Below are 20,626 nucleotides of genomic sequence, written 5' to 3'. Positions count from 1 at the left end.
AGTAGGCTAATGGGTGGCGATCACGGCAAACACGCTCCTGGGTTAGTCTATGGAAAAAATAGTCTTCGTTCTAAATTGTTGCGAAGCACAATTCGGATTGTCGAAAAGCTGAATACTGGGATTTGATCGCCTACTTCTCTGGCTCAATCAGAGAACCATAGCGGGCGGAGCCCGGAGACAATTAAGTCCTTGTAAGGGGCGGTGTTCTGTCGGTCCAGTTATGCTACACGGTGGCAACTCAGAATCGAAAGCCGCCAATAGCCAGGTAACACTACCGGAAACAGCAGGAATACGTGTTAGATTGATGTTAAGTGGGATTGAGGCTAGTACTTTGAAAAACAACGCACAAAATGCAGCGCGGTTAAGCGTGGCTCCGATGATGGACTGGACTGACAGGCATTGTCGGTTTCTGCACCGGCTGCTCAGCGCGCAGGTGCTGCTGTATACCGAGATGGTGACCGCACCGGCATTGGTACGGGGTGGGGCGGTTCATCTGCTGGACCATAACCCGCAGGAGCATCCCGTGGCGCTGCAACTGGGCGGGTCGGATGCGGGCGAGTTGGCGCAGGCGGCGCGGATGGGTGCCGAGGCCGGGTATGATGAGATCAACCTGAATTGTGGATGCCCGTCAGATCGAGTGCAGTCTGGCACCTTTGGCGCGGTGTTGATGAAGGACCCGGCCCGCGTGGCCGAATGTGTCGCCGCGATGCGCGACGCTGTCGATGTCGATGTCACCGTGAAATGTCGTATCGGAGTAGACGAGCAGGAACCCGAAGACGTTCTGCCCAAGTTTCTGGAAGATATCCGTTCCGCAGGTTGCCAGCGTGTAACGATCCACGCCCGCAAGGCCTGGTTGCAGGGGCTCAGCCCCAAGGAAAACCGGGATATTCCGCCTTTGGATTACGGTCTGGTCCATCGGATGAAAACCGCGTTTCCGGATCTGCACATTTCGATCAACGGTGGCATCACCTCGCTTGAGCAGGCGCGCACGCATCTTGAGGCCGGTCTGGATGGCGTCATGATCGGACGTGCCGCATACCACCAGCCGACCGACATTCTGGCCGGGGCTGATCCACAGGTGTTCGGGACGGGTCAGATGGCTGATCCGATTGATGTGGTTCAAAAAATGGTGCCTTATGTCGAACGGCATCTTGCCGAGGGCGGGCGGTTGCACCAGATCACCCGTCATATGCTGGGTCTTTTCGCGGGTCGTCCCGGTGCGCGGGCATGGCGGCGGGCTTTGTCGGAAGGCGCGGTGCATGACGGTGCCGGACCCGAAGTGATGTTGCAGGCGTTGGAGCGCGTGGCGCCTCTGGCTGAGGTTTGAACGGAATAAGATACGGCCAAAGGCCGGTATGGGGGAAGAATGCCCGAGACGATGTTGCTGGCCCAGATGCTGGGCCTTTTGCTTGTGATCGGGGCGCTGGCCGGAGTGCTGGCCGGGTTGCTGGGGGTCGGTGGGGGCATCGTTCTGGTGCCCGCGTTTTTCTATGCGTTCCAGACACTTGGCTATGGCGGCCCGCAACTGATGCAGCTGTGTCTGGCAACGTCGCTGGCGACGATCATAGTGACCTCGATCCGATCAGTTCTGGCGCATAACAAGAAGGGTGCCGTGGACTGGGACATCCTGCGCGGCTGGGGGCCGGGGATTGCGATTGGCGCGGTTTTGGGCGTATTGGCCGCCTCGGCGCTGCGGACCGAAGCGTTGCAGGCCCTGTTCGGCCTGCTGGGAATGGCCATCGGCGCATATCTTGGGCTTGGCCGATCCGAATGGCGGCTGGGCGATGCTATGCCCAAAGGGGTCCGGCGGGCCGTATTGTCGCCTTCGGTCGGTTTCCTTTCGGTCCTGATGGGGATCGGGGGCGGCAGCTTTGGTGTCCCGCTGATGAGCCTGTTCAACACGCCCATCCACCGTGCCGTAGCAACCGCTGCCGGCTTTGGTGTCATCATCGCGGTGCCCTCGGTTCTGGGCTTTCTGTTTCTGGATATCCCCGCCGAACATCGTCCGCCGTTGACAATCGGCGCAGTCAATCTGGTGGCCTTTGCCATCGTTGTGGCCATGACGATGATCACCGCGCCCTGGGGCGTAAAGCTGGCGCATGCGATGGACCCGAAACCGTTGAAACGGGTCTTTGCGGTGTTTCTGACCCTTGTGGCTTTGAACATGTTGCGAAAGGCGCTGGGACTTTGACCGGGTTCCACGACAAGGGCTGGATCAAGTTTCCCAACGATCCGGCAATCGCTGATTGGGTGAAGCATGCATTGCCGGTTGCCCGCGCCTCGGTCACGGATCCGGCTCATGCCGAGTGGCTGGATTGCGAAGGCACATGGTTCATCGGCGTGGATGCGCTGGATAATGATCGGGCGGGCAGGGTGGGACCTTCGGGTGCCTTGTCGGGGCAGGCGATGGCGTTCATTGCCGAACATTATGGTCAACTGCCGCTACATAAGGGGCAGGTCTCGGTGATCTATCCCGGCTATCCGCGCCCGCGGAAAGGTGAGGGTGAGGGCGCGGCGCGGTATCGGTTGAACCGCGACGCTGCCCATGTGGACGGGTTGCGGCCGATGGGCCCGGATCGCCGTCGACGCGTGGATGAACCGCATGCCTGGATTCTGGGCATTCCGTTGAACGAGGCCAGCGTAGACGCCGCCCCGATGGTGCTGTGGGAGGGCAGTCACAAGATTCTGCGCGCAGCGTTCGAACACGCGCTGTCCGGACACACTCGCGACAGGCTGCATGAGGTTGACGTGACAGACATCTATCAGGCCGCCCGGCGCGAGGTGTTCGAGACCTGCCCGCGTATCGAGCTGCCGGCAAAACCCGGCGAGGCCTATCTGCTGCACCGCCACTGCCTGCACGGGGTCGCGCCATGGGGGCAGGACGCCTCTGCCGGACCTGATGGACGTATGATCGTTTATTTCCGCCCGGAATGCGCCGGGGGTGTAGCCGAATGGATCGAATCCGCCTAACGTCCTGCCATTGTTAAGGTTTGGAGGTTTGTTCGATGATTACGGTCCATACGAATTCCGACGGGACATTGATCGAGGTCGAGTTGTCCGGCGAGGTTACAAGCACCGATTACAGCCAATCTCTGGTTCCCGCGATTGAGGCGGCGCTGGAGGAACATGACACAGTGCGCCTGCTGGCGGTCGTTCAGCCGGAATTCAAAGGGTATGATCTGGGCGCGGCCTGGGCCGATACCAAACTGGGTCTCAGTCACTGGCGCGGGTTTGACCGGATCGCGGTGGCGGCCGATCAGGGCTGGGTTCAGACCAGTATCCGGTTGGCGGCCCCGATCCTGCCTTGCCCGGTTCAGGTATTTGAGCTGTCCGATCTGGAAGCCGCCCGCCGCTGGATGCGCGAATCTCTGGGCGCCATTCACGTCACCGATCTGGGTGGCCCATGTGTTCAGATCAGCCTGATGGGGAAACTGGACCCCGAGGAATACAAACAGGCCGAACAGGATCTGGACAGCCTGCTTGCGGGCAAAGACGGGTTCCGGCTGCTGATCGATCTCCGCGAGTTCGACGGCTGGCAGGGCCTGACGGCCCTGGCTGCGCATTTCCGTCTGGCGCGGGGGCATATCGGGCTGTTGGACCGTGCCGCCATTGTCGGAAACAAATCCTGGCAGCATATGGCGCAACGGGTAGCCCGGCACATTCTGGGTGCACGGACTGAGTTTTTCCCCTCGGAAGAGATCGAAAACGCCAAGTCATGGCTTGCGGCAGGGTAGGTCCGCTTCACCTGTTTCCGCTGTGGGTTCGAGTGGCCGTTTGACGCTTACGTAAAGTCAGCCCGTAACGGCCACTGTTTTTCTTGATCGGTTGGTCAAAAAAGATTTAGACAGGTACTGTTCCTTCGGCAAACCACTTCGGAAGAACACACGAACCGGAGCGCGCCGCTGTGGGTTGCCACTCACTCACCGATTGTCTTCGAACTTGACCCCCTCGGAGTTCAGACCAGCCTGCAGCGGCGCAGGCTCAGCCCCCAACGTCCTGGAAAATCATCGTCACGACTTGTTCATGCGTGCGGCACGGCCGCCGCGGCGTTTGCTCAGCCGGGGTTTGCGCGACGACAGGTCTTCCATGATCTCGGCGCGTTCGGTGCTGTCCATTCTGGACCAGCGCGAGATTTCGTCCAGCGTGCGGTAGCAGCCGGTACAAATGCGTTCGGTCGGGTGCACGACACAAATCTGGACGCAAGGGCTTTCGACCTCGTTCCTTTTCCAAACCATGTTCGTCATTCGCGTACCCCGTCGCATCTAAAGAAAGCGCAGCCTGTCCAGCGCTCCTTGCAGAATATAGCCGGCGGCAACATGGTCGATAACCTGTCCGCGACGTTTTCGTGTCGTATCCGCCTCAAGCAGTGCCTTTTCTGCCGCAACGGTGCTGAGGCGTTCGTCCCAGAAACCAATCGATATGTCGCTGAGACCGGAAAGATTTCGGGCAAACGCACGGGTGGACTGGCAACGCGGACCTTCGGTGCCGTCCATGTTTTTCGGCAACCCCAGAAGGATGCCGCCAATCTCACGGTCAGCAACGATCTCAAGCAAACGGGCGGAATCCTGCGTGAATTTCTTGCGCCGCACCGTCTCCAGCGGGCTCGCGACCGAGCGCATCCGGTCGGAAACCGCCACGCCAATGGTCTTTTCGCCAAGGTCCAGTCCCATGAGGGCCGTCATCGGGGCAAGCGAGCCTGCGAATTCTTCAAAAACGTCGTGGATCATTCGGAAATCCCCGCCTGACGTGCTGCGTTCGCCAGAACCTCAAGGGCGGGTTCATTGCCGGCAAATACGGCTACGGCCTCGCTGTAGATGCCCGTTGCCTGTTCATGATCGCCCACAACGCCCAAGGCAGCGATCAGGCGCGCCCATTCCTCTGGCGCGCCGCCTTCGGTCGCCAGCCGGTCAGACAGCTGATTGATCATGCCAAGGATCATGTCCTGCCGTTCCTCGGGGCTCAGCGATGCTGCTGCGTCGATGTCATCCTGATCGGGGCCTGGGGCGGGTTGAGCGTCCGGAATCTCCGGTGCGTTGAACACGCCCGCGCGAAAGGCGATCTCGTCCAGTTGTGCGCGGATGGCCTCGGCCCAGGGTGCCTCGGCAGGGGCAGTGCGCAAGGCGTCGACCCATACGCGATACCCGATATCCGGGCGTCCGATCTGCACCATCATCTGTCCCAGATAATACTGTGCCGGTCCGTGATGCGGGTCACGACGTAGCGCCTGACGCAGCGCCTCTTCGGCCTCGGGTGAGACATAGCCGTTGGCCGCCAGAACCATCATCTCGGCCAGATGCGAATAGGCGTCTGCCGGAGCAGTGTCGCCCGACAATTCGATCACGCGCTGCTGTGCTTTGTAAGCGGCGGGAAAGTTTCCCGCATTCGCTTCGTGCTGAGCCAGCAGGATATGCCCCTGCAAGTCGTCGGGGCGCGCGGCAACTGTCTTGCGCAGTTGGGCTAGAAGGTCCGCATAGCTTTCGTCCAGCCGCGGCAATGGCGCGGCCGGCACGGCAGCTTCGGCCGCGGCCTGACCCGGGCGCTCGGCACGCAGCGCTTCCGCCATTTCGAGCCGCAGCGACAAAGGCTGATCCGGAAGCCCGGCCGCGCCCATCTGGCGATACATCCAGACACCTCCGCCCACCAGCACACCCACCAGAGACGCGATCGCCATGGCGCTGACCCAGAAAGGCGGCCCGGACTGAACGGTCTGAGATTGCATCTGCGCATCCGCGGCCAGAATACGACGCGAGATTTCAGTGCGTACCCGGTCCGCGTCCGCTGCGCCGATGACGCCCCGGGCCAGATCGCGGTCCACCCCGGCCAGCTGCTCGCGATAGACTCGCAGATCATATGCCGCGGCAGGCTCGCGCGTTTTGCGTCCGCGTAGCATGGAATAGCCCAGGAACACCGCGATCAGCAGTGCCGTTACTATGGTCAGGCCCCAGAATGTCATGGCTTCTCCGATATGACTGCCCTGACTTAGACCTCCCGGCGCGGGGAAAAAAGGGACAAATGGCCGCGAGCGGTCGTCATGTCGCATTAATGGGGGCTATGTCGCAATAGTGCGATATTACGGCGTTGCACGGCAGGGGTAACCTGTCGTTACGCGGCATATCTTCGCCCAATCACCGAACCGGATGGATTCGCTTATGAAACACTATTCAGCCTTTGCTGTAGCGCGCGAAGCGCTGCGCTATCACACCGGGTGGGAGCGCGCCTGGCGTTCGCCCGAGCCCAAGAAACGCTATGACGTCATCATCATCGGTGCCGGTGGTCATGGGCTGGCGACGGCGTATTACCTGGGTAAAAACTATGGCATTCAGAATGTCGCCGTGATCGAAAAAGGCTGGTTGGGCGGCGGCAACACCGGCCGGAACACGACCATCATCCGGTCAAACTATCTGCAGGACCCGTCGGCGGCGATCTATGAAAAAGCGCGCGGTCTGTATGAGGATCTGAGCCAGGATCTGAACTACAACGTCATGTTCAGCCCTCGCGGCGTGATGATGCTGGCGCAGACCCAGCACGAGATTCGCGGCTATCAGCGCACCGCCCATGCCAACGCGCTGCAGGGTGTGAAGACCGAATGGATTGGCCCCGACCGGGTCAAACAACTGGTGCCGATCATCAATATCGATGGGCCGCGCTATCCGGTTCTGGGCGCGCTGTGGCAGGAACGCGGTGGCACCGCACGTCACGACGCCGTGGCCTGGGGCTATGCGCGCGCCTGTTCGGCCATGGGCATGGACATCATCCAGCAATGTGAGGTCAACGGCATTCGGTCGGAAAACGGCCGTGTTGTCGGCGTGGACACCACCAAAGGGGCAATCGACTGCGACAAGCTGGGTATTGTCGTAGCAGGTCATTCCGGCCAGTTGGCCGAGATGGCGGGTTTCCGTCTGCCGCTTGAGGCGATTGCGCTTCAGGCCCTGGTGTCCGAGCCGATAAAACCCTGCATGGACGTCGTGGTGATGGCCAACACTGTGCACGGCTACATGTCACAATCCGACAAGGGCGAGATGGTGATCGGTGGCGGTACCGACGGATTCAACAACTTCACCCAGCGCGGCAGCTTCCACCATATCGAGGAAACCGTCCGCGCTCTGGTCGAGACCTTCCCGATGATCTCGCGCCTGAAGATGCTGCGCCAGTGGGGCGGGATCGTGGACATGACCGGTGACCGCTCGCCCATCCTGTCCGCGACGCCTCTGGGCAACTGCTTTATCAACGGCGGTTGGGGCACGGGCGGCTTCAAGGCGATCCCGGGCTCGGGTTGGGGCATGGCGCAACTGATGGCCACGGGCCATTCGCCGCTGACCGAAGCGTTTACGCTGGACCGCTTCAAAGAGGGCCGCTTCATCGACGAAAGCGTCGCCGCCGGGGTGGCGCACTAAGGGCTCTGCCCGAGGTGGCCAGCTAACAGATTTCAGGCCGGCCCGAATGCCGACCGACCGCCAAAAAGGATGACCATATGCTGATCCTGAACTGCCCGTATTGCGGCGTTGACGCCGAAGAAACCGAACTGGCCGCTGGTGGCGAGGCGCACCTGAAGCGTTTCGGGCCGGGGTCGTCGGATGACGACTTCCACGATTACCTGTTCATGCGTGAAAACCCCAAAGGTGTTCACTTTGAACGCTGGCGCCACAGCAATGGCTGCGGCAAGTGGTTCCACGCCGCGCGCTGCACCAGCACGCTGGAAGTGTTCGGGACCTATTCGGCCCAGACCACCGAGCCGCCGAAAGAAATCCGCGAGGCGATCACTGCCAAGCGCCCCGGCTGGACGTGGAGAGAATACGAATGATCCGCGCCACCACCCGTAATTCCGCCTGCGAAAGGTCCGCAACATGAGCACCCGTCTCGCAAAACAAGGCCGGCTGATTGACCGGTCGAAACAGGTCACCTTTACCTTCAACGGTACGTCGATGCAGGGATACGAAGGCGACACGCTTGCCTCGGCCCTGCTGGCCAATGACCAGATGATGATGGGGCGGTCGTTCAAATACCACCGTCCGCGCGGCGTCGTCGCCAGCGGCGCGGAAGAACCGAACGCCCTTGTCGGGCTGGGGCAGGGCAACCGGTTCGAGCCGAACCAGCGCGCCACCACGACCGAGTTGTTCAATGGGCTGACTTCAGTTTCGCAGAACCACTGGCCGAATCTGGAATTCGACATCGGCGCAGTTAACACCGCGCTGGCCCGGTTCCTGCCGGCCGGTTTCTACTACAAGACGTTTATCCATCCCAAACCGTTCTGGAAGCATGTCTACGAGCCCTTCATCCGCCAGTCTGCTGGTCTGGGAAAGGCGCCCGACAAGGACAGCCGCGACGCGGATACGTATGAGCATTTCTATGCCTTTACCGATGTTCTGGTGATCGGCGGCGGCGTAGCGGGTCTTCAGGCCGCCAAGACGGCGGCGCAATCCGGCGCCAAAGTCATGCTGATCGAACAGACCGCACATTGGGGCGGTCGCGCTCCGGTTGATGGCGGTACCATCAATGACGAGCCTGTGGATAAGTTCGTGGAACAAACTGTTTCCAAATTGGAAGCAATGGACAACGTTACCATGCGCACGCGCTGCATGGGCGCGGGTGTCTATGACCACGGCTATGTGCTGGGGTACGAGCGTCTGACCGACCACAAACCGGGCACGCAAGGCCCGCGCCACCGCCTGTGGCGTATTCGCGCCAAGCAGGTCGTGACGGCAACCGGCGCGATCGAGCGTCCGCTGTCCTTTGCGGGCAATGACGTGCCGGGGGTGATGCTGGCCTCGGCCATGCGCGACTATGTTGTGAACTGGGGCGTGACACCCGGCGAACGTGTGATTGTCGCCACCAACAATGACGACGCCTACCGCACTGCGATAACTCTGAAACAAGCGGGTGTTGACGTATTGCGTGTGGTCGATGCCCGCGCCTCGGCCGGGCCGTTGGCGGAAGAGGCGCGCCAGCTTGGCATCCGGGTCGATCCCGGCAAGGCGATCGCCAAGGTCAAAGGCGGCAAGCGCGTCAAGAAGGTCGCGCTTTGTAATCAGGAAGGGATCGGGGGCGCTCGCGAGGAAGTTGAGTGCGACGCGGTTGCCATGTCGGGCGGTTGGTCTCCGGTCGTTCACATGTGGTCGCACTGCGGCGGCAAGTTGATCTGGGATGACGCCAACGCCCATTTCCGCCCCGATCCGTCGCGTCCGCCGCTGGGCGCAGATGGCGAGGGCTTTGTTCTGGCCGCAGGTGCCTCGAACGGACCGCTGGCGCTGGGCGACGTGCTGGCCGATGCGCATACGGCTGGAAAGAACGCGGCCAAGGCCGCCGGATTCAAACCTAAAAGCACCAAGGCCCCAGTCGGCGAAACCACAGCAGAAGCCGCGATGCAGGCGGTCTGGCTGATGCCCGCAAACGCCGAAGTCCAGCTTCGGATGAAATCCTGGCTCGACTTCCAGAACGACGTCAAAGTGTCCGACGTACAACTGGCGGCGCGCGAGGGTTACGAGAGCGTGGAACACACCAAGCGTTACACCACTTTGGGTATGGCGACCGACCAAGGTAAACTGAGCAACATCAACGGGTTGGCGATTCTTGCTGATGCGCTGGAATCGGAAATTCCCAAGGTTGGAACCACGACGTTCCGTCCGCCCTATACACCGATTTCGCTGGCCTCCATCGGCGGTGAAGCGCGTGGTGAGGTGTTCCAGCCGATCCGTCAGACGCCGATGCATGACTGGCATGACGGGAACGGCGCCGATTGGGAACCGGTCGGCCACTGGCGCCGCACCTATGCCTATGTCCGTCCCGGAGAATCCGTGCATGACGCGGTCAATCGCGAGGTGAAAAACACCCGCGAAAACCTTGGCCTGCTGGACGCATCGACGCTGGGCAAGCTGATTGTCAAAGGCCCGGATGCCGGCAAATTCCTCGACATGATGTATACCAACATGATGTCCACTCTGAAGGTCGGCAAATGCCGTTATGGCCTGATGTGTTCAGAAAACGGATTTCTGATCGACGACGGCGTTGTTGCCCGGATCGACGAGGATACCTGGCTGTGTCACACAACCACAGGTGGAGCGGAGCGTATTCACGGCCATATGGAAGAGTGGCTGCAAACCGAGTGGTGGGACTGGAAAGTCTACGTCGCCAACGTCACCGAGCAATACGCGCAGGTTGCTGTTGTCGGCCCCAACGCCCGTAAGGTGCTTGAGAAGCTGGGCGGCATGGATGTCAGCAAAGAGGCGCTGCCGTTCATGGAATGGCGCGACGGCAGGATTGGTGAGTTCGACTGCCGCGCTTACCGGATCTCGTTCTCGGGTGAGCTGTCCTATGAAATCGCCGTTCCGGCCAGCCAGGGGCAGGCATTCTGGAACGCTCTGATGGAAGCCGGGAAAGAGTTCGGCGTGATGCCCTATGGCACCGAATGTCTGCACATCCTGCGGGCGGAAAAGGGCTTTATCATGATCGGGGACGAGACCGACGGCACCGTGATCCCGCAGGACCTGGGGCTGCACTGGGCGCTGTCGAAAAAGAAAGAAGACTACCTCGGCAAGCGTGCCCATTCGCGCAGCCATATGGCCGATCCGGACCGCTGGAAACTGGTCGGACTCGAGACTGTGGATGGTTCCGTCATCCCTGACGGAGCTTACGCAGTGGGCGAGGGCGTCAACGCCAACGGTCAGCGCAACATGATCGGGCGCGTGACCTCGACCTACTACTCGGCCAATCTGGACAAAGGCATCGCCATGGGCCTGATCAAGCACGGCCCCGACCGGATAGGCGAGATTGTCGAGTTCCCGGGCACCGACGGCAAATCGTACAAAGCAAAGATCGTGGACCCGATCTTCTTCGACAAGGACGGGGAGAAGCAGAATGTCTGAACCCATCAGCGCACTGAACCACGCAAGCTTCGACGGCATCGCCAAGGTCGAGGAATGCGGTCTGCAGGGCATGATCACCCTGCGCGGCGATCTGTCCGACAAGGTGTTGGCCAAGGCGGTCAAGGACGCAACCGGGCAGAAAGTGCCCGGTCAGCGCGAGGTACTGGTCAACGGCGATACCGGCGTCTGCTGGATGTCGACCGATGAATTGCTGGTGCTGGTGCCTTATGCCGAGGTCGAAGCCAAGCTGGCCGCGATGACCAACGCACTCAGCGGCACGCATGCGCTGGCGGTCAACGTCTCGGATGCCCGCGCGGTGTTCCGCATTTCGGGCAGCAGCGCACGCGAGGTGCTGGGCAAGCTTGCCCCGGTTGATCTGTCCTCAGAAGCGTTCCAGCCCGGCCAGATCCGCCGCTCGCGTCTGGCGCAGGTGGCGGGCGCGTTCTGGATGGATGATGCCGAGACATTCCGCGTGGTCTGTTTCAGATCCGCAGCAGATTACGTGTTCAAACTTCTCAAGATCGCGGCCCAGCCGGGCAGCGAGGTTGGGGTCTACTGACCTCGGCCTCAGTGCTGAACAAGCAGGCCGTCCGGGTAGATCGGGCGGCTTTTTTATAATGTCGGGGCTTCTAAAGTGTCGGCTGATTTGTCGCTTAATTGTCGATAAAACCGGGTGGTTTACCTGCACACATCATAGTATGACGAAATTACAGGGTTTCTCGCATTGCGAGAATTTTAAACTGATCTAAGCACTTCAAAGCTTGGACAAAAACAGCAGGGACACGATCACTAAAATGCGGATGTCGAAGACGTTGGCGGTCTGCCTCACGGCGCTGTCCGCTGCGCCCGGTGTGGCCATCGCCGAGACCTATTCGGAGACGTTGGAGTGCGTCTTTGAAAGAGGGCTTGCCAACAGACCTACGCCGAGCCGCATTCTGCTTTCGTTGGACGAATTTGGGCGATCTGCATTGCTTCATGAAGTTGATATACCGGAAATCGAAACTTCGACCGGGGCTGCAAGCGTTCTCAGAAACAGTTACCGCGTCCTGTCGATCGCTTGGCCGGGGAAGGAATACTCGTACCGTCGCAACGACAAGACGGCGCGTACCTATGTAGGCGCGCCCGAAGGCGCCGATTTACATAAGCTGGAGTTTCGCGTTTTTCTGGACCGCGTCACGATGAAGGCGATCGCGCGTTCAAGATCGACCGGCCAACGCATGCGACCGGGCGAAGCCGCCGGGCGCTGTAAGGCGCATGCTTCTCACACCAAATAAAACACCTAAGAAAGTACGGAAATGAAGAATATCTTTGCCGCTGTGATTTTGGCTTTGTCCGCATCCGCCGCTGTGGCCGATGTTGTAACGTATGACTGTTCGCTTCACAGGCTGGAGAAGGGATGGATTTCCGAGCGCGTGATCCTGAGCGTGGATGCCGAGGAAAAGCGCGCGCGCGCTTATGACGCGTATATTCACGACATCGATGCAAGGCCGAAGGACGTCAAATTCAAGACGACCCGCAAGGGTGAGTACAGAATGCTCTGGAAGATGAAAGTCACGGCAAGCAACGGTCAGCGGGTATATGTGACCTATACGGCGACGCTGAACCCGGAGACACGGCAGCTCAATCTGATTGCGAGGTTTCCGCAGGTCAATGCAACCAACCGCCCCAAAGGCATCGGACCCTGCAAGATACTGCGCGGCGAGTCCCTTTACGCGTCGTAAGACAAAAAGTCGGACCTTATTCGGTCAATGGCGAAGTATCCCCGGGCAAGCCGGGGATATTCGTTACTCGGTTTCACATTTGCCAGTGCCATAGGGTTTGTTCGCGGCACCCACGTTAACGAACGCCATCCGAACTTTGATACTGTTGTCCTTCGGGTCGAGATTTGCCTGATATCTGACACGGACGTTCGGCCCCTCTGTCGTTTTGGACGTCAGATTCCAGGACATCCGATATCCTTTGGCACCGCGGTTCTTGAAGCGTGCGTCGATCCATTCAGGCTTATCGACAACTTGCGCAGTTCCCTTCTCTCTATCGACCTGAAACAGATAAACCGGGGCGATCCATCCCCGGCCGTCGACCTTTGTCATCTTGCAAACATAGTTGACCGGGCTGGCCGACGCGGCCTGTGCAGCCAAAGACAAAGCAAATGCCGCTGCAAGTTTGATTCTCATAATTCTTTCCTTCGTAAACTGTCTTCCCGGCAAATCATCTCAACCCCTGACGGAGCTCAAGCTGAATACTGGGGATTCGAAGGAAATCGCCCGCGGCAATTCTGCTGCAGTTTAACCCTGTAAGAGGATCGTTTGAAACTGCGAAAGGTTGTGCGGCGCAAGCACCGCCTTTTCATCAAGGGCGCGGCCGTTCTCGTCACAAAGCTCGGAATAGAATGACAAGGAATTTAGCAATTCAGACATTTTGGAAACCTGATCTTCTGCAGGCAGCAACGGAGAGTGAAGCGACAGAAGCAGCGCGGGGCGGTATTTCCTAAGAAACGCAACGAGGGTGGGCAAAACCGCATATTCGGCGCCTTCGATGTCCATTTTGACCAGAGAAACGCCTGACAGGTCGTTCACGGCCTCAAACTGATCCCAACTGATCGTCAGCGCATCCGACCCATGTTCACCGTCATGCAACAAGGAACTGGTAGAGTCTCCCGGCTCGCCGCGAACCGAGGCCATGCGCGCGACGCCGAACCGGTCCGACAGCGCCACAGCAAAGGCCGAGACGTTGCGGATTTCGTTCAGGTCCAGGTTCCAGGCCAGATGACGGTATGCGGTGGGGTCGGGTTCGAAACACCAGACATGGCGGGCCCTGCGCGCACCGTAAAGGACCGTGGGGCCGATCCACGCACCGATGTCGAGGTAGTCACTGTCAGGTGACAGGTATTTGTCCAGCACAGCGAAGGTTTCCGGCTCCCACGCGCCGGCCGATGCCTTGCGCCAGAATTTCGAATGATAGGGATCCAATCGGAACGGTTCGCCGTTCAGGTTGCCGGCATAGTATCCGCGGGCGCGGTAAAACATCTTGCGCGCCTGCGTCAGCATCGCGGACCTCCGGGTTTTGTGATCTCGGCCCTTGACCTGCGGCACTTGCCAAAGCATGTAACCTTGGGAACCGCAACTTACATTTAACAGGGGGCCGAGATGGCTTTTGAACTTCCTGATCTTCCTTATGCACATGACGCGCTGGCAGCCAAGGGTATGTCCGCGGAAACATTGGAATATCACCACGACCTGCACCACAAGGCCTATGTCGACAACGGCAACAAGCTGATTGCGGGCACTGAGTGGGACGGCAAGTCGCTGGATGAGATCATCGTTGGCACCTACGATGCAACCGCCGTGGCGCAGAACGGTATCTTCAACAACATCAGCCAGCTATGGAACCACAACCAATTCTGGGAGATGATGGGCCCCGACGGCAACGCCATGCCAGGTGAGCTTGAGAAGGCTCTGACCGAAAGCTTCGGTTCGGTCGACGAGTTCAAATCGCAGTTCAGCGCCGCCGGTGCCGGTCAGTTCGGCTCGGGCTGGGCGTGGCTGGTCAAGAATGCGGACGGTTCGCTGGCCGTGACCAAGACCGAGAACGGCGTGAACCCGCTGTGCTTTGGTCAGACCGCGCTGCTGGGTTGCGACGTGTGGGAACACAGCTACTACATCGATTTCCGCAACAAGCGTCCGGCTTATCTGTCGAACTTCCTCGACAATCTGGTGAACTGGGAAAACGTCGCGTCGCGGATGTAATTCTTGACCAGACGAAAATTCATAACGGGCCTGCTGGCGACAACGCTGGCAGGACTTTTTATCGCCGCTTACGCGTTCTTTATCGAGCCGTCGGTGCGACTGCGTGTGCGCAAGTGGCGGGTGCGGCGAAAGGATTGGACAGCCCCGCCGTTGCGGATTGCCGTTCTTTCGGACCTGCATGTCGGCGAACCCTATGTCAGTCTGGACCGGATCAGGCAGGTGGTTCGGCGCACCAATGCGCTGGCCCCGGACCTGATCCTGCTGCTTGGCGATTACGCCGGGCATCGCAAAGTCACCACTGAACCTGTCGAAGCCAGTGATCTGGCCCCGGTCCTTGCCAAGCTTGAGGCGCGCAGCGGTGTTTACGCCGTCATGGGCAATCACGACTGGTGGGAAGACCGGAACGCCCAAAGGCGGGGCGGGGGGCCAAACAAATTTGCGGACGCGTTTCAGCAAAACGGCATCAGGGTCCTGTCCAACGAGGCCATTCGGCTGAACGATCTGGGCATCTGGCTTGCCGGGCTGGAGGATCAGCTTGCGTTCCGGCGCAACGGACGGCTTGTGGGTCTGGATGACTTGCCCGGGACACTGGCGCAGGTCACCGATGATGCGCCGGTCGTCATGATGGCGCACGAACCCGATATCTTCCCCAAAATACCCGAGACCGTTGCCCTCACACTTTCGGGGCATACGCATGGCGGTCAGGTGCGGTTGTTCGGATGGTCGCCTGTCGTGCCGTCGAAATACGGCAATCGCTATGCTTATGGCCATGTCCGTGAAGGCAAGCGCGATCTGGTTGTCTCAGGCGGAATTGGCTGTTCGATCATGCCGGTACGTTTTGGCGTGGCACCCGAGATCACCGTAATCGAGATGTCGGCCTGACAGGTGAAAACCTGCCGATGAAAAAAGTTTCATATTGAGATGGGATTGCACGCCGCTCCGCAGTGCTTACGTTAGGTGAGCGGAGGGAGAAAACCGCCAACCATTTGAAAAACAAGCAGGCAACGCGGCGGGAAATGCTCGGCGCGTAACGGATAACCTGCGCCTGCCGGATGAGGGATGGCCACAACAGCCATAACAGGAGAGCACGATGGTCGCACTTGAACAGGGAACATGGGTTGTCATTGCCGACGGGGAAAAGGCGTTGTTTGTCGAAAACATCACTGATGCCGAAGATCCCAATCTGGTCGTAGTTTCGGTCGAGGAACAGGAAGCGGCCAACCGGCCCACTGACCGGGCGGGGCGGCGGTTCGATTCCGGGCCAAACCAGAAATCGGCGGTGGAAGAGCCGAACTGGAAAACGCACGCGAAAGCCCTGTTCGTGCAGGATGTTGCCAATCTGCTGAACCGAAAGGGTCTGAAGGGCGCGTTCAACCGGCTTGTGCTGGTCGCCAGCCCGCATGTTCTGGGGTTGTTGCGCCGGCGGCTTCACAGCGAAGTTCTGGCCAAGGTTGTGGCCGAGGTCGACAAAACCCTGACCAATCATCCGTTGCACAAAGTCGAAAAGGTTCTGGCGAACCGGCTGAAGCCGGCGGTCTGAGCGCTGCGGTCAATGCGGGCGGTCATGGCCGCCCGTGTCCGGCATTTACGTCAGAAGCTGCCGCAAAGTGGCGATGGCCGTTTCCGGCGTATCGACCCAGGTCACAAACTCAGCCAGCGAAGGCTCAGCAAAACCCTGCCCAATGACCTGCTGCAACAGGTCGTGCAAGGCGTCCCAATACCCGTCGATATTCATCACCATGATGGGTTTGTCATGCAGGCCAAGCTGCCGCCATGTCAGCGCCTCGAACAATTCATCCAGCGAACCCGGCCCGCCTGGCAGCACAACAACCGCGTCGGCATTCATGATCATGACTTTCTTGCGCTCGTGCATGGTTTCCGTGACCACAAAGCGGGTCAGGTCGGTCTTTCCCACCTCGCGCCTTAACAAGTGAACCGGGATCACGCCAAACGTGTCGCCCTTGGCGGACTGTGCCGCGCGCGCAACTTCACCCATCAGGCCCACATCCCCGGCACCGTAGACCAGACGCCAGCCTTCGCCGGCCAACAGGGTGCCAAAGGTCCGGGCGGCCTCGGCATAGGCGGAATTCGCGCCATTCCGTGACCCGCAATACACACAGACAGATTTCTGAGACATCCGACGGCCTCTCCGGGGTTGTGCCTTGGGTTTTGACCCCTGATAGCGGGATTGATAGATTGGCTCAACCGTCAGGCAGAAGGTGTTAGGATCAAAGCACTTGCGCTGCGGAGTGAAAGGAAAAGAATGAACGCCGAGTCGGGAAGCGGAAGCTCCGGAACTTTCATCTGGGGGGTGATCGCCGGTATCGCAGTTTTGGTCGGGGCAGGTGGATATTACCTGTTCGGCACTCCACAGGAAGAACCGGAAGACAACGTACCGCCGACTGAGGTTGCGGTTCCGTCCACCGAAGACAGCACAGACAGCTCTGACAGCGCATCTTCCGAAGCGACGGACGAGGCAGCACCTACAGACACCGCAAGCGATCAGGCGGAGGAGTCCGCGCCTTCGGCCCCGGCCGAAGACAGCGAAGATACGGCCGAAACGTCATCGCAACCGATGCCTCCGGTGCTGGATCAGATTTTTGTCGAACCGGATGGCAACGCCGTTCTGTCCGGCAACGCCGAGCCGGGTACGGATGTCCGTGTTTTGCTGGACGGTGAACTGGTGCACAGTTTCACCGTAGACGACAGCGGCCAGTTCGCCGAGTTCGTTCTGATACCGTTTTCCGAATCTGCGCGTGGCCTGACGCTTGAAACGGGCGGTGATCAGCCATTGCAGTCTGACGACTATGTCATCGCGGCTTTGCCTGCGCCGGAACCCGTAGCGGAAGCCGCCCCGGAAGTAGCAGCGGCGGATAGCGACGCCACTGAACCAGCGGTGGCTGATGCCGAAACCGCGCAACAGGACGAGGCTGAGGCACCAGCGCCCGAGGTTGAAACCGCGGACGCGACCCCCCAGACGTCTCAGGCAGAAGACCAGCAGGTCGCAGATGCGTCAAACGATAAGACGGCGCAGGACGCGCAGGTTGCCGATGCGACAAACCAAGAGGCAGCTCAGGACATCGAAGATCAGCAGATCGCAATCCTGCGCTCTGGTGAAGACGGGGTGGAACTTGTTCAATCGCCCACCGTACAACCACAGGCGCCCGAACAGGTGGCCATTGATACAATCGGCTACTCGAATTCGGGCGACGTGCAACTGACCGGCCGGGTTCCGGACGGGTCAGTGGTACGCCTGTATCTGGACAACCGACTTGTGGCCGATCTGGCCCCGGCTGACGATGGCAAATGGCGCAGCGAACTGGAGGGGATTGATCCCGGCGTCTATACCTTGCGCGTCGATGAAGTAGCGGCAGATGGCACCGTGGTGAGCCGTCTGGAAACGCCCTTCAAGCGCGAGCCGGTGGAAGTGTTGCGCGCCGCTGACGCCGCCACAACATCCGGAGATGAACCGGAAGCATCCACGATCCGTTCGGTGACCGTCCAGAAAGGTGATACGCTTTGGGCCATTTCGCGCGATCGGTTCGGCGAAGGGATCCTTTACGTAAGGCTGTTCGAAGCCAACCGGGACTCGATCCGTGATCCTGACCTGATTTACCCCGGTCAGATATTCACGATCCCCGAATAAACTCTTGCCTCTGGCCCATTCCGGGGCAGGGGCTATCTCTGACCGCAGATCAGGTACGTGATGAGACGGACAGCCCCGATGACCTCAGAAGACATGCCCCAAAGCGACGAACGCCGGTCTGGCTGGCGCACCATCCGCAAAGTTGCGCCGTACCTGTGGCCCGAGGACGAAGCCTGGGTCAAACGCCGGGTGGTTCTGGCCATGGGCATGCTGGTGCTGGCCAAGCTGATCGCGGTCTACACGCCGATCCTGTACAAAGGTGCGGTTGACGGCCTTGCAGGCGAGGGGGTTCCACCGCTGGCGCTGGGCGCGGTGGGCCTGACCGTGGCTTATGGCGTCGCGCGCATGATGACCGTGGGCTTTCAGCAGTTGCGCGATGCGGCCTTTGCCCCGGTCGGGCAGCGGGCCCTGCGCGCTCTGGCGCTTGAGACATTCCGGCACATTCACCAGCTATCGATGCGTTACCACGTGACCCGCCGCACCGGCGGGCTCAGCCGGATCATCGAGCGCGGCGTCAAAGGCGTGGAGTTCCTGCTGCGCTTTTTGCTGTTCTCCATCGGACCGCTGATCCTGGAATTGTTGCTGGTTGCGATCATCCTGATGTGGCTGTTCGATGTCTGGTATCTGGTCGTCGTAGCCGTCACCATTGCGCTTTATATCTGGTTCACATTCGCCGTGACCGAGTGGCGCGTGAAGCTACGGCGCGAGATGAACGATCAGGATACCGAGGCCAACCAGCGTGCCATCGACAGCCTTCTGAACTTTGAAACTGTCAAGTATTTCAATGCGGAAACGCGCGAGGCTGAACGGTATGACGTGTCCATGAAAGCCTATGCCGGGGCGGCGCTGAAAACGGCATACTCGCTGGCTTTCCTGAATTTCGGGCAATCCTTCCTGATCACGTGCGGCCTGATCGGCGTAATGGTTCTTGCCGCGCTCGGTGTGCAGAGCGGGACGCTGACGGTCGGCGATTTCGTCATGGTCAACGCCTATATGATACAGATCACTGTTCCGCTGAATTTTCTGGGCACGGTCTATCGCGAGATTCGCCAGTCTCTGGTGGATATGGGGCAGATGTTTGACCTGCTGGAACAACCGGCCGAAGTGACGGATAAGCCCGGTGCGCAGGACCTCGTGGTCAGCGGGGGCGAGGTGACATTGGACAATGTCCACTTTGGCTATGACGCGGACCGCGAAATCCTCAAAGGCGTTTCGCTGATTGTTCCCGCCGGGCAGACCGTTGCCATCGTCGGGGCCACGGGGTCAGGCAAATCTACAATCGGGCGGCTGTTGTTCCGGTTCTACGATGTGACCGGGGGCGCATTGAAGATTGACGGGCAGGATGTGCGCGACGTCAATCAGTCCAGCCTGCACGCGGCCATCGGTGTTGTGCCGCAGGATACGGTGCTGTTCAACGACACCATCCGATATAACATCGCCTATGGCCGCGACGGCGCCACGCAGGATGACGTGGAAGCCGCTGCGAAGGCGGCTCAGATTCACGATTTCATCGTCACGCTGCCCGAGGGGTACGACACCAAGGTTGGCGAACGCGGTCTGAAACTGTCCGGTGGTGAAAAGCAACGCGTCGGCATCGCGCGCACCCTTTTGAAGAACCCGCCGATCCTGCTGCTGGACGAGGCGACCTCGGCGCTGGATACCGATACCGAGCAGGACATCAAGGATGCGTTGGCGCATGCGGGCGAGGGGCGGACCGTTCTGACGATTGCGCACCGTCTGAGCACCATTGCCGAGGCGGACCGCATCGTGGTTCTGGAGCGTGGCGAAATTCTGGAACAGGGCACCCATGAAGAGCTGTTGCAGCGCGAGGGGCGTTATGCGCAACTCTGGAACCGCCAGCAGGCGGATGCGCAGGCGGCTTGACCGTTCCAGCGGCGTGTCGGGATGTGCTACACTGCCGGGGATCAGTCGGAGGTGGTTTAATGCATAAACTCATACGACATATAGTTATTCCTGCAGTCCTGATGTTGACCCCGGCGCTGGCCGCCGGTGATCCGATCGTCGGTGTCTGGAAAACCGAACCGGATCGCAAGGACCTGATTTCACATATCAAAATCACGGCATGTGGGGACAAGTTCTGCGGCCAGATTCAGTCTGCCTATGATGCGTCCGGCAAAGAGGTTCAGACCAAGAATATCGGGAAAAAGCTGTTTTGGGATGTCTCAAACGAAGGTGGCGGAAAATACGGCGGGGGTGAATTCTGGGTTCCCCTTGTCAATGTCGAAGCTGTCCCGCAAATGACCCTTCAGGGCAATACGCTTAAGGTCAAGGGCTGCGCGCATCACGTCTGCGGCCACCAGTCGTGGACGCGCCTGCAATAAAAAAAGGGCCGGAAATCCCGGCCCCCATTCTTT

General features: G+C 59.9%; 22 protein-coding genes. 16 read left to right on the top strand and 6 right to left on the bottom strand.

The genetic code is table 11. The features are described 5' to 3' along the window. The first annotated feature begins 304 nt into the window (after window positions 1-304). Genes dusA through ACXAC3_RS15400 form a run of 4 tightly spaced genes read left to right on the top strand, consistent with a single transcriptional unit; the run spans window position 305 to window position 3,734 of the window. Entirely contained in the window at window positions 305-1,327 is a 1,023-nt protein-coding gene (dusA, locus tag ACXAC3_RS15415; RefSeq protein WP_475161962.1) for a tRNA dihydrouridine(20/20a) synthase DusA, read from the top strand. 39 nt (window positions 1,328-1,366) lie between these two features. Then, window positions 1,367-2,191: a sulfite exporter TauE/SafE family protein gene (locus ACXAC3_RS15410; RefSeq protein ID WP_475161960.1), complete on the top strand. Its 825-nt coding sequence runs from the start codon at window positions 1,367-1,369 to the stop codon at window positions 2,189-2,191. After that, window positions 2,188-2,970, top strand: coding sequence for a hypothetical protein (locus ACXAC3_RS15405; RefSeq protein ID WP_475161956.1), 783 nt, complete (start codon window positions 2,188-2,190; stop codon window positions 2,968-2,970). Before ACXAC3_RS15410 ends, ACXAC3_RS15405 begins: the two co-directional genes overlap by 4 nt. 35 nt (window positions 2,971-3,005) lie before the next feature. Then, window positions 3,006-3,734 carry a SpoIIAA family protein gene (locus ACXAC3_RS15400; protein ID WP_475161952.1) on the top strand — a complete coding sequence of 243 codons (729 nt, stop codon included), beginning with the start codon at window positions 3,006-3,008 and terminating at the stop codon, window positions 3,732-3,734. Between the two features lie 276 nt (window positions 3,735-4,010). Here ACXAC3_RS15400 and ACXAC3_RS15395 read toward each other — a convergent pair whose 3' ends face one another. From ACXAC3_RS15395 to ccmI, 3 genes are read right to left on the bottom strand one after another with little or no spacing between them, the layout of a single operon-like run. Continuing rightward, the gene (locus ACXAC3_RS15395) at window positions 4,011-4,244 is read right to left on the bottom strand and encodes a DUF1289 domain-containing protein (protein WP_475161951.1); all 234 of its coding nucleotides are present in this window, start codon (window positions 4,242-4,244) and stop codon (window positions 4,011-4,013) included. Between the two features lie 18 nt (window positions 4,245-4,262). Further along, window positions 4,263-4,727 (bottom strand): Holliday junction resolvase RuvX, encoded by a 465-nt coding sequence (gene ruvX / locus ACXAC3_RS15390; protein WP_475161948.1) that lies wholly within the window; start codon window positions 4,725-4,727, stop codon window positions 4,263-4,265. After that, entirely contained in the window at window positions 4,724-5,953 is a 1,230-nt protein-coding gene (ccmI, locus tag ACXAC3_RS15385) for a c-type cytochrome biogenesis protein CcmI (RefSeq protein WP_475161944.1), read from the bottom strand. The genes ruvX and ccmI overlap by 4 nt, the downstream gene beginning before the upstream one ends. Before the next feature lie 196 nt (window positions 5,954-6,149). On the opposite strand from ccmI, the gene ACXAC3_RS15380 reads away from it, so the two are divergent. From ACXAC3_RS15380 to ACXAC3_RS15355, 6 genes are all read left to right on the top strand, one after another. Further along, on the top strand, window positions 6,150-7,394 hold the full coding sequence (locus ACXAC3_RS15380; protein ID WP_475161941.1) for a sarcosine oxidase subunit beta family protein: 1,245 nt from the start codon (window positions 6,150-6,152) through the stop codon (window positions 7,392-7,394). 77 nt (window positions 7,395-7,471) lie between these two features. Continuing rightward, window positions 7,472-7,801 carry a sarcosine oxidase subunit delta gene (locus tag ACXAC3_RS15375; protein WP_475161938.1) on the top strand — a complete coding sequence of 110 codons (330 nt, stop codon included), beginning with the start codon at window positions 7,472-7,474 and terminating at the stop codon, window positions 7,799-7,801. A 43-nt stretch (window positions 7,802-7,844) separates the two neighbouring features. Further along, window positions 7,845-10,859: a sarcosine oxidase subunit alpha family protein gene (locus tag ACXAC3_RS15370; protein WP_475161937.1), complete on the top strand. Its 3,015-nt coding sequence runs from the start codon at window positions 7,845-7,847 to the stop codon at window positions 10,857-10,859. Beyond that, a complete protein-coding gene (locus ACXAC3_RS15365; RefSeq protein WP_475161934.1) occupies window positions 10,852-11,418 on the top strand; it encodes a sarcosine oxidase subunit gamma in 567 nt (188 codons plus the stop codon). The genes ACXAC3_RS15370 and ACXAC3_RS15365 overlap by 8 nt, the downstream gene beginning before the upstream one ends. Before the next feature lie 202 nt (window positions 11,419-11,620). Beyond that, window positions 11,621-12,133, top strand: coding sequence for a hypothetical protein (locus ACXAC3_RS15360; protein ID WP_475161933.1), 513 nt, complete (start codon window positions 11,621-11,623; stop codon window positions 12,131-12,133). Between the two features lie 21 nt (window positions 12,134-12,154). Continuing rightward, a complete protein-coding gene (locus tag ACXAC3_RS15355; RefSeq protein ID WP_475161931.1) occupies window positions 12,155-12,580 on the top strand; it encodes a hypothetical protein in 426 nt (141 codons plus the stop codon). A gap of 63 nt (window positions 12,581-12,643) precedes the next feature. On the opposite strand, the gene ACXAC3_RS15350 is transcribed toward ACXAC3_RS15355, so the two are convergent. Together ACXAC3_RS15350 and ACXAC3_RS15345 are read right to left on the bottom strand one after the other, a co-directional pair. Continuing rightward, window positions 12,644-13,033: a hypothetical protein gene (locus ACXAC3_RS15350; protein ID WP_475161928.1), complete on the bottom strand. Its 390-nt coding sequence runs from the start codon at window positions 13,031-13,033 to the stop codon at window positions 12,644-12,646. A 111-nt stretch (window positions 13,034-13,144) separates the two neighbouring features. After that, window positions 13,145-13,906 (bottom strand): FkbM family methyltransferase, encoded by a 762-nt coding sequence (locus tag ACXAC3_RS15345; protein ID WP_475161926.1) that lies wholly within the window; start codon window positions 13,904-13,906, stop codon window positions 13,145-13,147. Between the two features lie 99 nt (window positions 13,907-14,005). On the opposite strand from ACXAC3_RS15345, the gene ACXAC3_RS15340 reads away from it, so the two are divergent. The 3 genes from ACXAC3_RS15340 (at window position 14,006) to ACXAC3_RS15330 (ending at window position 16,145) form a co-directional block, all read left to right on the top strand. Beyond that, window positions 14,006-14,605 (top strand): superoxide dismutase, encoded by a 600-nt coding sequence (locus ACXAC3_RS15340; RefSeq protein WP_475161922.1) that lies wholly within the window; start codon window positions 14,006-14,008, stop codon window positions 14,603-14,605. 3 nt (window positions 14,606-14,608) lie between these two features. Next, window positions 14,609-15,487 (top strand): metallophosphoesterase, encoded by an 879-nt coding sequence (locus ACXAC3_RS15335; RefSeq protein ID WP_475161920.1) that lies wholly within the window; start codon window positions 14,609-14,611, stop codon window positions 15,485-15,487. Window positions 15,488-15,695: 208 nt separating this feature from the next. Further along, window positions 15,696-16,145, top strand: a complete 450-nt coding sequence (locus ACXAC3_RS15330) for a baeRF12 domain-containing protein (protein ID WP_475161919.1) — start codon at window positions 15,696-15,698, stop codon at window positions 16,143-16,145. Window positions 16,146-16,190: 45 nt separating this feature from the next. Here the strand turns inward: ACXAC3_RS15330 and ACXAC3_RS15325 are convergent, their stop codons facing one another. After that, entirely contained in the window at window positions 16,191-16,742 is a 552-nt protein-coding gene (locus ACXAC3_RS15325; protein ID WP_475161917.1) for an LOG family protein, read from the bottom strand. Window positions 16,743-16,868: 126 nt separating this feature from the next. On the opposite strand from ACXAC3_RS15325, the gene ACXAC3_RS15320 reads away from it, so the two are divergent. The 3 genes from ACXAC3_RS15320 to ACXAC3_RS15310 all read left to right on the top strand — a co-directional run bounded on the left by ACXAC3_RS15320 (window position 16,869) and on the right by ACXAC3_RS15310 (window position 20,593). Next, the gene (locus ACXAC3_RS15320; protein WP_475161914.1) at window positions 16,869-18,251 is read left to right on the top strand and encodes a LysM peptidoglycan-binding domain-containing protein; all 1,383 of its coding nucleotides are present in this window, start codon (window positions 16,869-16,871) and stop codon (window positions 18,249-18,251) included. A 78-nt stretch (window positions 18,252-18,329) separates the two neighbouring features. Then, entirely contained in the window at window positions 18,330-20,135 is a 1,806-nt protein-coding gene (locus ACXAC3_RS15315) for an ABCB family ABC transporter ATP-binding protein/permease (protein ID WP_475161913.1), read from the top strand. A 101-nt stretch (window positions 20,136-20,236) separates the two neighbouring features. Continuing rightward, a complete protein-coding gene (locus ACXAC3_RS15310; RefSeq protein WP_475161911.1) occupies window positions 20,237-20,593 on the top strand; it encodes a DUF2147 domain-containing protein in 357 nt (118 codons plus the stop codon). Window positions 20,594-20,626 lie beyond the last annotated feature (33 nt).

Source organism: Ruegeria sp. ABV4_181 (assembly GCF_056158465.1).
The sequence above is the reverse complement of the archived record's forward strand: the minus strand, read 5'-3'. Positions and strand labels throughout refer to the sequence as shown.